The 14,830-nt window shown below is 34.1% G+C and carries 11 protein-coding genes; 2 read left to right on the top strand and 9 right to left on the bottom strand.

Going from position 1 to position 14,830, the window contains the following annotated elements; translation table 11 throughout:
* Nucleotides 1-77: 77 nt before the first annotated feature.
* The 5 genes from kdpB to EV143_RS18785 all read right to left on the bottom strand — a co-directional run bounded on the left by kdpB (nucleotide 78) and on the right by EV143_RS18785 (nucleotide 6,283).
* A complete protein-coding gene (kdpB, locus tag EV143_RS18805; RefSeq protein ID WP_133509486.1) occupies nucleotides 78-2,135 on the bottom strand; it encodes a potassium-transporting ATPase subunit KdpB in 2,058 nt (685 codons plus the stop codon).
* Nucleotides 2,136-2,317: 182 nt separating this feature from the next.
* The gene (gene kdpA, locus EV143_RS18800) at nucleotides 2,318-4,039 is read right to left on the bottom strand and encodes a potassium-transporting ATPase subunit KdpA (protein WP_133509485.1); all 1,722 of its coding nucleotides are present in this window, start codon (nucleotides 4,037-4,039) and stop codon (nucleotides 2,318-2,320) included.
* Between the two features lie 100 nt (nucleotides 4,040-4,139).
* Nucleotides 4,140-4,217 (bottom strand): K(+)-transporting ATPase subunit F, encoded by a 78-nt coding sequence (kdpF, locus tag EV143_RS18795; protein ID WP_073099479.1) that lies wholly within the window; start codon nucleotides 4,215-4,217, stop codon nucleotides 4,140-4,142.
* Nucleotides 4,218-4,401: 184 nt separating this feature from the next.
* The gene (locus EV143_RS18790) at nucleotides 4,402-4,725 is read right to left on the bottom strand and encodes a DUF7674 family protein (RefSeq protein WP_458692897.1); all 324 of its coding nucleotides are present in this window, start codon (nucleotides 4,723-4,725) and stop codon (nucleotides 4,402-4,404) included.
* Nucleotides 4,726-4,927: 202 nt separating this feature from the next.
* A complete protein-coding gene (locus EV143_RS18785; protein ID WP_133509483.1) occupies nucleotides 4,928-6,283 on the bottom strand; it encodes a sigma-54-dependent transcriptional regulator in 1,356 nt (451 codons plus the stop codon).
* A gap of 250 nt (nucleotides 6,284-6,533) precedes the next feature.
* Between EV143_RS18785 and EV143_RS18780 the strand changes: the two genes are divergently transcribed.
* The gene (locus tag EV143_RS18780; RefSeq protein ID WP_133509482.1) at nucleotides 6,534-7,769 is read left to right on the top strand and encodes a polysaccharide deacetylase family protein; all 1,236 of its coding nucleotides are present in this window, start codon (nucleotides 6,534-6,536) and stop codon (nucleotides 7,767-7,769) included.
* Between the two features lie 105 nt (nucleotides 7,770-7,874).
* On the opposite strand, the gene EV143_RS18775 is transcribed toward EV143_RS18780, so the two are convergent.
* From EV143_RS18775 to EV143_RS18760, 4 genes are all read right to left on the bottom strand, one after another.
* Complete coding sequence (locus EV143_RS18775; protein ID WP_133509481.1) at nucleotides 7,875-11,414, bottom strand: ABC transporter permease/M1 family aminopeptidase; 3,540 nt, start codon at nucleotides 11,412-11,414, stop codon at nucleotides 7,875-7,877.
* A 4-nt stretch (nucleotides 11,415-11,418) separates the two neighbouring features.
* Nucleotides 11,419-12,303 (bottom strand): ABC transporter ATP-binding protein, encoded by an 885-nt coding sequence (locus tag EV143_RS18770; protein WP_133509480.1) that lies wholly within the window; start codon nucleotides 12,301-12,303, stop codon nucleotides 11,419-11,421.
* A 108-nt stretch (nucleotides 12,304-12,411) separates the two neighbouring features.
* Nucleotides 12,412-12,618, bottom strand: coding sequence for a helix-turn-helix domain-containing protein (locus EV143_RS18765; protein WP_042564041.1), 207 nt, complete (start codon nucleotides 12,616-12,618; stop codon nucleotides 12,412-12,414).
* Between the two features lie 2 nt (nucleotides 12,619-12,620).
* Entirely contained in the window at nucleotides 12,621-13,136 is a 516-nt protein-coding gene (locus EV143_RS18760; RefSeq protein WP_133509479.1) for a DUF2975 domain-containing protein, read from the bottom strand.
* Nucleotides 13,137-13,322: 186 nt separating this feature from the next.
* Between EV143_RS18760 and EV143_RS18755 the strand changes: the two genes are divergently transcribed.
* Nucleotides 13,323-14,324: an LLM class flavin-dependent oxidoreductase gene (locus tag EV143_RS18755; protein ID WP_133509478.1), complete on the top strand. Its 1,002-nt coding sequence runs from the start codon at nucleotides 13,323-13,325 to the stop codon at nucleotides 14,322-14,324.
* The last annotated feature ends 506 nt before the right edge of the window (nucleotides 14,325-14,830 follow it).

Below are 14,830 nucleotides of genomic sequence, written 5' to 3'. Positions count from 1 at the left end.
ACTAAGGTTCTGAGGTACTAAGAAAAAAACTTAGTACCGAAGCTTCGGGATAGCATCTCAGCACCTTAGCAACTTTTTTACATAAATAAAGCTACGAGCAAATCAATTAATTTAATTCCGATAAAAGGCACGATTAAACCTCCTAAACCATAAATCAAAAGATTTCTTTTTAAGATTGCACTTGCGCCAATCGGTTTATAATCAACACCTCTCAAAGCTAGCGGAATCAAAATCGGAATGATAATCGCATTGAAAATTACAGCCGATAAAATGGCGCTTTCAGGACTGTGTAAATGCATGATATTCAAACCTTGTAAAGCCGGAATTGCTGTGATAAAAAGCGCTGGAACAATTGCAAAATATTTGGCAACGTCATTCGCAATTGAGAACGTAGTTAAAGTTCCGCGAGTCATTAAAAGCTGTTTTCCAATTTCGATAATCTCAATTAGTTTTGTTGGGTCATTGTCAAGATCAACCATGTTTCCGGCTTCTTTCGCAGCCTGAGTTCCACTGTTCATGGCAACACCCACGTTGGCTTGCGCAAGGGCAGGAGCGTCATTCGTTCCGTCACCCATCATGGCAACAAGTTTACCCAGGTTTTGCTCATTTTTAATATAATTCATTTTGTCCTCAGGTTTAGCTTCGGCAATAAAATCATCAACGCCGGCAGCTTCGGCAATAAACTTCGCCGTAAGCGGATTATCTCCCGTAACCATCACCGTTTTTACACCCATTTTTCTCAAACGGTCAAAACGTTCTTTCATTCCGGTTTTTATGATATCCTGAAGCTCGATTACACCTTGAATTTCATTGTTTTTAATGACCACTAATGGCGTTCCTCCGTTAGATGAAATCGTAATAACTTGTTGTGCAGTATCTTCAGGAAAGGTGTTTCCGGCTTGTTGCGCAATATTCCTTGCCGCATCTTGTGCGCCTTTTCGAATATTAGTTCCGTCTTTTAAGATTACACCCGAAGTTCTGGTTTCAGCAGTAAACTTTATCGTTTGTGAAATTTCAGAATTATTCTGTAAAGCGCTTGGTTTAATTTCACTTTTCACATCCAACATTTCACTTAATTCTAGAATACTTTTTCCTTCCGGAGTATCATCTGCAAGCGAACTCAAAACGGCAGATTTTATAAAATCATCCAAAGAAATTCCTTTTGTAGGATAAAAATTGGTTGCTTTTCTGTTTCCAATTGTGATAGTTCCAGTTTTATCCAAAAGCAGAACATCAATGTCTCCGGCAGTTTCAACCGCTTTTCCCGATTTTGTAATTACGTTAGCACGTAGCGCTCTGTCCATTCCCGCAATTCCAATCGCAGAAAGTAAACCTCCAATTGTTGTTGGAATCAAGCAAACGAATAGTGCAATAAAAGCAGCAATCGTGATAGGCGCATTCGCATAATCTGCAAATGGTTTTAAGGTAACGCAAACAATTACGAAGATTAAAGTAAAGGCTGCTAGCAAAATAGTTAATGCGATTTCGTTTGGTGTTTTCTGACGACTCGCACCTTCAACCAAAGCAATCATTTTGTCTAGAAAGCTTTCGCCTGGTTCAGAAGTTACGATTACTTTAATTTTGTCTGATAATACTTTTGTTCCTCCTGTAACAGATGATTTGTCTCCGCCAGCTTCCCGAATTACAGGAGCACTTTCTCCCGTAATGGCGCTTTCATCAATTGTGGCTAAACCTTCGATAATTTCGCCATCAGTTGCAATTAAATCACCTGATTCACAAACGATAATATCTCCTTTTTTTAATTCAGATGAACTGATATTTTTGATTTCTCCGTTTGGTAAAATTTGTCTGGCAGGAGTTTCTTCACGTGTTTTTCTTAAACTGTCGGCTTGTGCTTTTCCTCTGGCTTCAGCAATGGCTTCAGCGAAATTGGCAAACAAAAGCGTTGCCAGTAAAATTAAAAATACAATTAAGTTATAAGTAAAACTGCCTTGGTCAGTTGCTCCCATTAAGATGGAAACACAAACGGCAAGCATAATTGCAGTTCCTATTTCTACGGTAAACATTACCGGATTTTTGATCATCAATTTTGGGTTAAGCTTCACAAAAGATTGCGCTAAGGCTTCTTTTACTTGCTTACTTTCAAACAACGATGTGGATTTATTAGTTGTCATTTTTTGAATGTTATTTATTAAACTGATAATTTTTTAAACACATAGAAACATAGATTTACTTTGAGGTAAAGGCATTTCATTTAACATATCAACACATAGCTATGTGTAAAAACTAGTTTTTTAGAATACTCTTTTGTATATTTTATTTCTATGTTTCTATGTGTTTAAAATATTCAGCATTTTTATTTTTGTGTAAAATATTCCGCTAAAGGTCCAAGGGCCAAAGCTGGAAAGAATGATAAAGCAGCAATGATTGCGATTACAGCGAAAACCATTATTCCAAAAATTGTGGTATCCGTTTTTAAAGTTCCAGCACTCTCCGGAATGTATTTTTTATTGGCTAATAATCCAGCAATTGCTAGTGGTCCAATTATCGGAATGAAACGGCTTAACAGTAAAACAATTCCAGTAGTGATATTCCAGAATGGATTATTATCTCCTAAACCTTCAAAACCAGAACCATTGTTAGCAGCACTCGAAGTATATTCGTATAACATTTCAGAGAATCCGTGATTACCAGGATTGTTCAGCCAGCCCGTTGCATTTCCGCTAAACCAATAACCCATTGCGGTATCATGTGCAGCAAAATAAGAAGCTAAAGCAGTTCCGGCTAATATTAATAATGGGTGAAGAATAGCAATAAAAGCAGCAATTTTAACTTCTCGTGCTTCGATTTTTTTTCCTAAAAATTCAGGAGTTCGACCCACCATTAATCCGGAAATAAATACAGCCAGAATAATGAAAATATAAAAGTTGAGGTAACCAACGCCACAGCCTCCGTAAAACGCATTGACCATCATGGCTAATAATTGCATAGCGCCAGAAACAGGCATTGCGCTATCATGCATAGAGTTTACAGAACCTGTAGAAATTACGGTTGTGGCAATACTCCAGAAACCTGATATTGCGGGTCCAAACCGAACTTCTTTTCCTTCCATTGCTCCGGTTGTCTGTGCAATTCCCATTTTTTCTATGGCTGGATTTCCGTTGAGTTCGCTTGAAATTGTTGGAATTACTAAAAGTAAAAATCCAACGGTCATAACACCAAAAATGATGTAGGCAAATTTTCTTTTGTTTAGGAAAAATCCAAGAGCAAAAATCATTGCAAATGGAATAATTAATTGTGCACAAAGCTCAACTGCATTCGTAATATAAGTTGGATTTTCTAATGGATGTGCCGAGTTAGCTCCAAAAAAACCACCTCCATTTGTACCAATGTGTTTGATTGCAATAAAAGCTGCAGCAGGTCCACGAGAAACTTCTACTTTATCACCTTGCAGACTTGTAATCGCATCTTTTCCTTCAAAAGTCATTGGTGTTCCACTAAAAACTAAGATGATAGCAACAATTGCAGAAAGCGGTAATAAAATACGAGTGCAGCTTTTGATGAAATAATTGTAGAAATTCCCCAGTTTATCTGTGGTTCTTTCGCGCATTGCAGTAAAAACCATTGCTGCAGCTGCTATTCCTACGCCAGCCGAAACAAATTGCAGGAACATTAAAACCATTTGTGACAAATAAGAAACACCGCTTTCACCAGAATAATGCTGTAAATCGCAATTCACTAAAAATGAAATGGCAGTATTAAATGCCAAATCTGGCGACATTGAAGGGTTGTTATCAGGATTTAAAAATAAAGAACCCTGAAATAGTAAAACAAAAAAACAGAGAAAGAACCAAACCATATTGATGCTTAAAAGTGCTTTTAAGTGTTGTTTCCAGTTCATTTCTTCAGTGGAATTAATACCGCTGATTTTAAAAATAAATTTTTCAATTGGATTGAAAATTGGGTCAAGAAGTGTTTTATCTCCCAAAAAAACTTTAGCAATATATTTCCCAAAAGGAATTGCTAAAACAATGGTCAGGATAAAAACACCAATAACACCTAATAATTCTGTATTCATAATTTTTATTTTTTGTGAGATGTGATTTGTAAAAAGTGAGATGTAATTTGTAAAGATTGACGCGTAACATCTAACTTCTCACTTATAACTTTTCACTTGATTAAAATTTTTCCGGTTTGATTAATACATAAATCAAATACACGAAAACGGCGATTGAAATAATAAATAGTGCGGTCATGATTTAGATTTTTTCAAAGAATTCAACGGACTTAAAACAAATGGCAAAAAGCACAACGGCTAACGCGAGTAAAAGAAAAGTAATTAACATAGTATATGATTTTAGATTTGTGAAATGTAAAATGTAAGATGTGATTTGTAAAAAGACGTGTGAGCATCTAACATTTTACAACTCACATTTTACACTAGACCCCTGAAGCATTAATCTGTTTGATATATTCCGCTTTAAGTGTTTGCGGAAAAAGATGAGAAATGTTGCAGTGGCGTACCTCCATAAAAGAAGAAACGGAGAAAACATAGACGTTAGAAATCGCATTTTTAGTTTCGATGCTTCCGTTAATAAAAAGACGTTCAGCAAGTGCCAAACATTTTTTTGCACGAACGATATTACCAGAAATGATAGATTTTTTGGTTATTTCAGCAAAGCGTTCAGCTTGTTTGTAAATTGAGGTGACTTGATTTTTCATGAGAAATGAATTTTTATGTTCTTCCTCCTTATGCCAAAATATGTTCCGAAAAAGTCAAGTTGTAGTTAAAGTGCTGTCAATAAAAGGAATATGGTGTGGTGCCAAAAATCAGGCATAAAAAAAGCCTATCAAAATGATAAGCTTTTATTGAAATGATAAGGTTGTTTTAATTATTAATTGTGAATTGTGAATTGTAAAATGTAGTCTCTTTTGAATTAAATATTGGAATTTGGAATTTGGAATTTTAAATTTTGGAATTTTCTATCCCATATTCTTCAAGTTTTCTATATAAAGTCGCAATCCCAATTTCTAATAATCTTGCTGTCTCTGCTTTATTGCCTTTGGTGTAATTTAAAACCTTTTGAATATGCAGTTTTTCAATACTCTGCATGGAAAAAGCCGACATTGATTTTGTGCTTTTTTCTGGTTGCTGTTGCATTTCATACGGTAGAACATCTGAAGTTAAAGTATCGCCATTACTTAAAATAACAGATCTTTCGATAATATTTTTAAGTTCACGGATGTTTCCCGGCCAGGAATAATTTTCTAATTTCTGCAGAAAATCATCACTTATATTTAAGGTTTTTTTATTTGTTTTTTCAGAAAATTGCTTAACAAAATAGTTGGTTAATAATGAAATATCTTTAATCCTTTCTCGCAAAGACGGAAGTTTTATTTCGAAAATATTCAAACGAAAATAGAGATCAGAACGGAAACGATGCGCTTCACTTTCTTCCTTTAAATCTCGATTTGTAGCAGCAATTAATCTGAAATTTGATTTTTTAGGATTTGTATCTCCAACGGGAATATATTCTGAAGTTTCTAAAACACGAAGTAATTTGGCTTGAAGATCGATTGGCATTTCACCAATTTCATCCAAAAATAAAGTACCGCCATTCGCTTCTTCAATAAAACCTTTTTTATCTTTTAAAGCTCCGGTAAAAGCACCTTGTTTGTGACCGAAAAGTTCGCTTTCGAGAATTTCTTTGCTAAAAGTACTGCAGTTCAAAGCCACAAAAGATTTCCCGACGCGATTACTATTTTCATGAATTGCCTGCGCAAAAACTTCTTTTCCGGTTCCTGTTTCGCCTGTAAGTAGAACAGTCGAATCGGTTTTGGCGACTTTTTGCGCCAAATCAATAACTTGTTCAATTCCCTTAGATTTACCAATAATAGTATTGAAGGAATATTTGTCATTGATTCGTTTTTCAAGCTGCTGTACTTTTTTCTGCAACTGCACTTTTTCTACAGCTTTATAAAGGAGCGGAATAATTTTATCGTTATCATCACCTTTTACGATATAATCGAATGCACCGTTTTTCATCGCCTGAACGCCATCCGGAATATTTCCAAAAGCCGTTAAAAGAATAACTTCAATCAAAGGAAAACTGCCTTTTATGGTTTGTAAAAAATCAACACCATTTCCGTCAGGAAGTTTCACATCACATAAAACAACATCAATATCCGTTTGCTCTAATTTCTTAAAACCTGATTTTAAATCTTTAGCTTCGATGACTTCAAACCCTTCCGATTTTATAATGCGCGCCAGCAGACTTCTAAGTTTTTCTTCGTCGTCTATAATTAAAATTTTGTTTGCCATGGGAGAAAAGCTAAAATCGAAAGTTGTTTTTGAAGTACAAATTTAGGATATAAATCATTTGCCTTTTTGATTGATTTGAAATTCTTACGAAAATTCGATTTTTAAAATTAATAGACTTGTTGCTGAATGATGCTTTTTAGAATTATTATATTTCGTTAAAAGATATTTTGCACTATTGAAATATCATTTTTTTAAATAAGATTTCATTAAAAGAGATGTATCTTTAATAACTATAAATCAACTGCTTCTAATGAAAAAAACACAATCAGGAACAAAAGCATTTTTATTGACTATTGTTCTAATACTTAATTTTACATCGTTTTGTTTTGCGAAAAATTCAAACTTCAAAACGGATTCTGTAAAATCAAAATCGATATCATTTAAAATAAAATTAAAATCAGCTGATAAAGCCACGATTAAACCTTCAGCATTAAAATTCAACAAACATTTAGCATACAGCTTTACCGTTGATGACGGATATCGATCTGCTTATTTAACCGCTTTCCCATTATTTAATGGAGGAAAAATAAGCGAACCAATGATTAACGAATGGAAAAACGATCAGGGCGGCGACGGAACAAAATCAAAAGGACTTTTTTATTCTGATGGTTTTGGAAATAAAATTCCGTTTAAATTAGGTTTAGCAATTAATGGAAGCACAATTGGGGATTTTTCAGCTTTTCGTGGGCATCTTTCTTGGGCAGAAGTAAAAGAGATGTACGATGCAGGCTGGGATGTTTTGAATCATAGCTTTCATCATGCGACCAAACACGGAACCAATTTTTTGACAGAAGTAACAGAGAATACAACATCAATAAAACAAAATTTAGGATTTACAATGTCGCATTTTGTAGTTCCTGGCGGAGAAAGTGATCCCGGATATCAGTTAGAATATGAAAGAGATGCGATGGCAAACGGTTCATTTTCTGTTGCATCTTACGTAGGATCAGGGCCTGTTATTAATGTGCAGGAAAAAGTAAATCTGGAGAAAATGATTTATGCCAGAACATTTGTTCAAAGTTCAAAAGATACAATTGGATTCAAGACAATGGATCGTTTTTTGAAAACATTCGATTCAATTGCAAAATCGCCCAACCCGGTTTGGTACAACGAATTCACGCACGGAGTCGGAAACGGAAATCTTTGGAACTTAAGTATGCGTTTTCCTGATTTTAAATATTATATGACTGCGATTGCTGCGAAATATGGTTCAAAAGGAAATGATTCAATTTGGATGGCGCCATGGCAGGAAGTTTACGAATATATTTGGTTAAGAGACAGAATTAAAATCAATTATATACAAAATAATAAAGAAGGAATAGTAACAATTGAACTTCCTGAAATTCCGGAAACATTTAGATATCGCGCTATTTCGTTAGCGATTGATACGCCGGCTAAATTTGAAATAGAATCAAGTTCACCAGATTTTAAAGTTTCTAGTGACGGCAAAACCAATCATACATTAATTACGATTCAGTTGAAGTAAAAAAGTTTTTTTGCCACGAATTACACGAATTTCGCTAATTTTTATTCAGTTTGAGCTGAATATAATTTGTGGAAATTTGTGTAATTCGTGGCAAAAAATAAAAACTTAATTAATTTCCTTTTCGTTATCCTTATAAAAAGTATCTATATTTTTTAAATACGGATCAACAATAATACGCTGAGGTTTTGTTTTGAGTTTAATGTTCCCTTCAACCGAATTGTTTCTAATTAAAAAAGGATAAGAAAATAACTTTCCGTTTTCATCATAAACCCCAATATCTATTATAACATCATTTGGAATCAGTTTTCGTTTTCCGTTTGCATTCTCTGAATATTTTTCAGAATTCACTTTAAAAGAAACTTCGTAAAAACCGTTCTTCTTTTGACTTTCGACCGAAACGACATTAGATGAGTACGTAATAATTTGCTTGAACATTTCATCTAATTTATAATACAGTTTAGGATCCGTTGCCAAATAAATTTGCTTTAATAGATCTTCAGCATCCGGAGTTTGATTTGGATATTTATATTGACTTAAAAAATGCTGTAAAGCTAAATTTAATTTTTCTTCACCAATTAACATTCTCAATTGATGCATCACAAGCATTCCTTTATCATAAGGTAAATATGGGGTATCATAATTCGTTTTATAAAGAGGCCTTTCAGGATCGTAGCTTCGGCTGCTTAAATACAAATCCAAGTGAATTTTTAAAGTTTCCAGTGCTTTTTCTAGTCCATGTTCTTTTTCATAAAGCATTAACTCCGTGTATTGTGCTAAAGTTTCGGTCAAAATCCAGCTTCCTTCTTTTTGTTCCGGACTAATCTGGGCATTTCCCCACCATTCATGCGAAAGTTCATGTGCCGTTAATTGATTGATTACATCTTCTTTATCTCGATGATTTAAGTCGCTGTAAAAACCAAAATTCTCTTTCATAAAAACAGTAGAAGGATAAGAAGTCGCGGCAAAACCATCGGCGAAAGCAGAAACTTCGGCATAACGAATGCTTTTGTAAGGATATTTTCCAAAGTTCTTTTGGCAATAATCCAAAGTATTTTTTACATCCTTTATAAGTTTCGGAACATTTCTTAAATGTCTCGTATCATAATAAACTTCAATAGCAATACCTTTATAAAGAGTTTTTTGAACTTTATATTTGGCAGAAGAAAAAGCAAAGCGAAACGGAATCTTTCCATTTGATTTATAATGAAAATAATTGCGATCGTTTTTTTTCCATTTTGTAATTAAATCCCCAACTCCAATCGCTGTTTGATTTTCGGAAGTAGAAACTACAGTTTCATAATCAATAAAATTATACGGTACTATTGATTTGTCTTCCAGTTTTTTAAGCGGACTTTGAGCCGGTAAATGTCTTTTTAAACGTTCTTTTTTGCTTTCAATTTCATTAGAATCCTGATAACCAAAAGTTGGAAAATATCGACTAATTCGCATAAAAGAACCATTTTCTATAATTGAATTAAAAGAAGTATGACCTTTAAATGGTGACCAAGTTGATTCAAACGAAAACGAAATTTTCATTTTCTGTTGAGGTCGAAGCGGTTTTTCTAATCGAAACCAATAATGATTAAATGCTGAAACATCACCTATTTTTTTAGCATTCGGAATTTCAATATAAGTTAGCTTCGAATTTCGATCTATATATAGGAGTAAACTATCAATTGGTTTCTCAGCATTATTGATTAATTCGTACGTTCCTTTTACCTCATAACGATTTTCAGACGGAAATAAATCCACATTACTTTTTACAGAAGTTATGGTAGGTTGCGCTAAATCAGCATATTTTTTAAATTGCAACTCATATTGTTCACTCCAATTGTTCTGATATTCTTCAGTAATATAAGGATACTCAATATTGGTTTTATAGAAAAGAAAAGTTCCAAAACCGATAAAAAGTAAAATTCCTAAAGTAAAAACCGCTTTTTGAATAGTATTAAACGAATGTCTTCGGAATGATTTCAGGATAGAAGTATTTCGTTTCCAAAAAATTCCAGTTACAATTATTAGAATCAAAGCCAACCCAAGATTGTATAACATCGAAACATCAAACGCAAAAGTATATTTCCCAAAACCATTCAAATCAAAATATTCTCTTTTGAAGGAATCTCCAAACCGTAATAAAAGATGAGAAACTCCTAATTGTTGCCCAATTCCCGTACTTATTAAAATCGTGATAATCGTTGCGGCAGAAAGTCCTTGATATTTATTAGAAATTACCGTCTGAATAAAAACAACTAAAACCGAAATCAATAAAATAGGTAAACCCAAATAATAGAATAACGAAAGATAAAGCCCAAATTCTATTGGAGCATTAGCATGAACGATTTGAAAACCACAGCCAATCAAAATACTCAAAGCAATTATAATAAGCGGAATCGTAAAAAGTGAAATGATTTTTGAAATTAAAACAACCGTTTGTTGATATGGCGTTGTGTTTTCGAGCATTTCAAATCGAGAACTTTCACTTCGGTTTATCAATTCGTTACTATAAAAAAGCAGAATTAAAATCAAGATAAAAGGCAAACGATCCATGATCGTGCTAATCATCAAAGCAGTATTCGTGATGTTTTGTGCCAATCTGATTCCGCCATCAATCTCGTCAGAAATTTCAATTGCTAATAACCCGGAAAACAAAAGGGCAATTAAGAAAAACGGAATTCCTTTCAAAATCAAGGAAACATCCATTTTGATGTAACTTTTTAAAACCAATAAATTTTGTTTGAAAGTTCTGAATTCGATGTTTTTTGGCAATTCCGTAGAAAAAGAAAGAGTTTCCGTTTTTAGAACTTTAATTGGTTTTGCCTTTTTAGTTTTAGTTTTTCTAAAAGAGAAGAAACAATACGAAATCAAAATCAATAGAACAGAAATACTTAACCAAAGAATTCTGTTGAACAGAAAATTACCGGATAAATCAAGAAGATTGGTGTTTTTCTCGATAGCTGTAAAATATCTCGTTTGTTCCAGAAATGCCGCCAACCCAAACGGATCTACTTTTGCCGCAAACGACATCGCAGCCGCTGATGAAGGAGATGCATTTGCAAAAATAGGAGAATTAGAGAACAGCGAACCGGCGATATATAAAATGTAAACCATAAAACCGCCTACATATATAAAGAGTTTACTTCTCGTTAACCAAGCCAAAGTTGTCAAAACAGAAAGACACAAGAAGATATTCGGGATTACCAAAACCAAATACGGCCAAAAATAATTCAGAAACGAAAACGTACGTATTTCATCTTTTGATAACCAAGGCATCAAATGACCAATCATCATACCGATTATAAACATGCCAAAAGAAACAACCGCAATCCCAAAAGCAATACTAAATTTGCTTCCTAAATAATGAAACTTAGAAATTGGCGTCGTGAAAATGATTGTGTCAAATTTAGTTTCATATTCTTTCAGGAAATTCTGCACCACCTGAAGCGTGATCGAGAATATTGTCGTTAACGAAATCAAGCCAATGGCATACGTCAAAACATAAGGACTATTTTTATAAGCACCAGAAAAAGAGAAATTAGCAAAAGCACTTACAAAAAATCCCAGGATCAAATAAACTAAAAATGTGGCATAAAAGCTCCAATTTCTGGTATTGTTATGCCATTCAAATTCTAATAATTTTGAGAACATAACGTTACTTTTTAAATTGATTTTGAGCTAAAACAGAAAAATACACATCACTTAAATCCGGAGAAATTAAACCAAAACCAGAATCAGGTTGCTGATCTGCACAAACATGAATATTCAGTTTCCCGGAATTCAAATGCGAGGATATAATATTAAAATTCGTTTGATAATCCTGCCATTCAGATTTATGAATCACTTTCATCCAGATTTTATTCTTTAAAGAATCAACAGCATCGTTAGGATTTCCTTCAGAAATTAATTTTCCGTTTGCAATAATTGCCATTTTGGTACACAAATCACGAACATCTTCAACAATATGAGTCGATAGCAATACAATAATACTTTCTCCAATTTCGCTTAGTAAATTATTAAAACGGTTTCTTTCCTCAGGATCAAGACCCGCCGTAGGTTCATCGACAATAATAATCTTCGGATTTCCCAGCAAAGCCTGCGCAATTCCAAACCGCTGACGCATTCCGCCAGAAAAGGAGTGAACCGCCTTGTCTTTATGTTGCAGTAAATTAGTTTGTTGCAATAAAGTCACAATCTGATCGTGTCTTTCCTTTTTATTGACAATTCCTTTCAAAATAGCCAAATGATCTAATAAACGATAAGCGGAAATTTTAGGATAAACGCCGAATTCCTGAGGTAGATAACCCAGATTTTCTCTTACATACATTGAGTTTTCCATAATGTTGATTCCGTTAAACTCAATTATTCCAGAAGTAGGTTCCTGCAAAGCCGCAATAGTTCGCATTAAACTAGATTTTCCGGCTCCATTTGGCCCCAATAAGCCAAACATTCCGTTCGTGATTTCTAGCGATACATCAGCCAGCGCTTGTGTACCGTTCTCATACGTTTTGCTGAGATTTTTGATTGATAAAATGTTCATTTTTTGATTGATTTAATGATTATATAAATGATGATTAAAAAAAAATTAGGCAATAGAATTCCTGCCGACCTTGGAGAGTCGATTTTATAATGAGATTTTAAAAAAGATTTATTCGCTTACGTACTCTAAAATATCGCCGGGCTGGCAATCCAGTATTTTACAAATAGCTTCCAGAGTATCAAACCGGATTCCCTTGGCTTTTCCGGTTTTAAGTATCGATAAATTGGCGGGTGTAATTCCTAGTTTTTCAGCCAACTCTTTACTTTGCATCTTGCGTTTCGCAAGCATGACATCAACGTTTACAATTATTGGCATGATTATATAAATAAGTCTTGTTCGTTCTGAAGGTTTAATCCTTGTTTAAAAATAGCAGCTAAAAAATAAGCAAATACGCCCAGCATAAAATGCAGCACAATAAAAATGCTAACCTCATTGTCAAGTGAAACAAAGAAAGAAGCTAAAAATATCACCACACTAGGTAAAATTAAATTAGTCAAGTAAAATCGCCTCAAATGATTGATCCCGTTTTGCGTAAACAATTTAGGCTGAAAAAATATCTTAAAAACATTGCTGATCAGCAAAAAGAAAAGTCCGTAAAGACTCAAAGGAGACAAAAAATCGAAAATAATATAAGGAAGATTATAATCGCCTAGCATAAGAGGATGATCTGTAAAAGGATAGCAAATCTGAAAATATTTTCCGTTATCCTTAAAATTCAGTGACCATCCTGTCAGCAAGGTTAACAAAGAATAAAGTGCCAACGTAAAATATACAATAGCTAAAAAGCGGGTAACATAAAATAAGATTTTCGAAACAATGTATGTGGTTTTCATTTGTGACTAAATTTAGTTTTAATATTGCAAATGTATAATTAATTATCGTAAAACAATAATTAATTATAAAGATTTATAATTTGAGTGTTCTTTTTACCTAAAATAAAAACATTATAATTCTATTAACACTAGAAAAGAAAAGACATCTTTATAAATGAATTAATTTTGTACAAATTAAAAAATTACATGAAAAACCCAATTTCAATCTCCATATTAGAACTCGCTATTATAACCCAAGATAGCAACGCAGCAGAAACATTTCAAAAAACAAAAGAAATAGCCCAATTAGCAGATCAATTAAATTATAAGCGTTTTTGGCTGGCTGAACATCATAATATGGCACACGTTGCCAGTTCAGCAACCGTAGTTTTAATTGGTTTTATAGCCAGTCAGACAAAAAATATCCGCGTAGGTTCAGGCGGAATCATGTTGCCGAATCATTCTCCTTTAATAGTAGCCGAACAATTTGGAACGTTAGAAACCCTTTATCCTAACCGAATTGACTTAGGATTAGGAAGAGCGCCAGGAACAGATCAGCCAACTGCCGAAGCAATCCGAAAAGACTTTTTTGAGCAAGCACAACGTTTTCCTGCAAATGTTACCAAGCTTCAGGATTATTTTTCAACCGAAAATGCGACCGCAAAAGTGCGTGCATTCCCTGCCGAAGGCACAAATGTTCCCATCTGGATTCTGGGTTCAAGTATGGAAAGTGCCGCTCTTGCCGCTGCCTATGGTTTGCCGTATGCTTTTGCAGGACATTTTGCACCGCGCCAAATGATACAAGCTTTTGAGTTCTATCGCGAAAATTTTCAGGCTTCAGATGTTTTAGACAAACCCAAAACAATGGCCTGTGTTAATATCGTAGCAGCAGATACAAATGAAGAAGCTGAATTTTTATCAACCAGCTTATATCAGATGTTTTTGAATTTAATCCGTAATGACCGCAAAGGTTTACAACCGCCAGTGCCTTCTTTAGATGATATAATGAGCGAAGAAGAACGTTTTCACGTAAATCAAATGACCGCATGTACATTTACAGGAAACAAAGAACAGTTAGCAATAGACCTTAAAAAGTTTATTGATTACTCACGTGTTGATGAATTAATGGCAACAAGTCCAATCTTCGATCATCAGGCAAAATTAAAAAGTATTCAAATCACCAAAGAAGTAATAGATAGTTTAAATTAAAGTATACATATATTAAGTACAATTTGACGCTCCTACTATATAAGAGTAAAATTTACTCCCACAACCCGACAGTTTTTCAAAGCCTGTCGGGTTTATTTTTGCTGTCTATATTTTGTCCAGCTGAGCGCAGTCGAAGCTCTTTAAGTTGGTATTTGTAATTTGAAAATTTAGAATTTAGTTTTTCAGGAGATGTTTCCCGCTATTTGTTCCAATCTTTTGTGCCGACCCCCGGCACAAAAGGATTTCTCCCGAGACTTCGGGACTATCGGGGCTAGGGGCAGTAGTTTTCAAAAGAAGCCTCCTTATATATAAGCAAAGAAGGCAACCTATAACCTTAAAACAAAAAAAAGCCACTTTGCATAGTTCTGTAAAAAGGGGTAATTAAGGTGCGAAGTCCATAAAACAGGGATGAATTAGAAGCTGAGGATTGCGAAACCCACAACGGCTACAGAAATTCCTCACAAATACTAAAAAAGTTATAATTGTAAAAAGGGGGTTATCAGAGA

It is taken from the genome of Flavobacterium chryseum (assembly GCF_004362015.1).
GTDB lineage: Bacteria > Bacteroidota > Bacteroidia > Flavobacteriales > Flavobacteriaceae > Flavobacterium.
The sequence above is the reverse complement of the archived record's forward strand: the minus strand, read 5'-3'. Positions and strand labels throughout refer to the sequence as shown.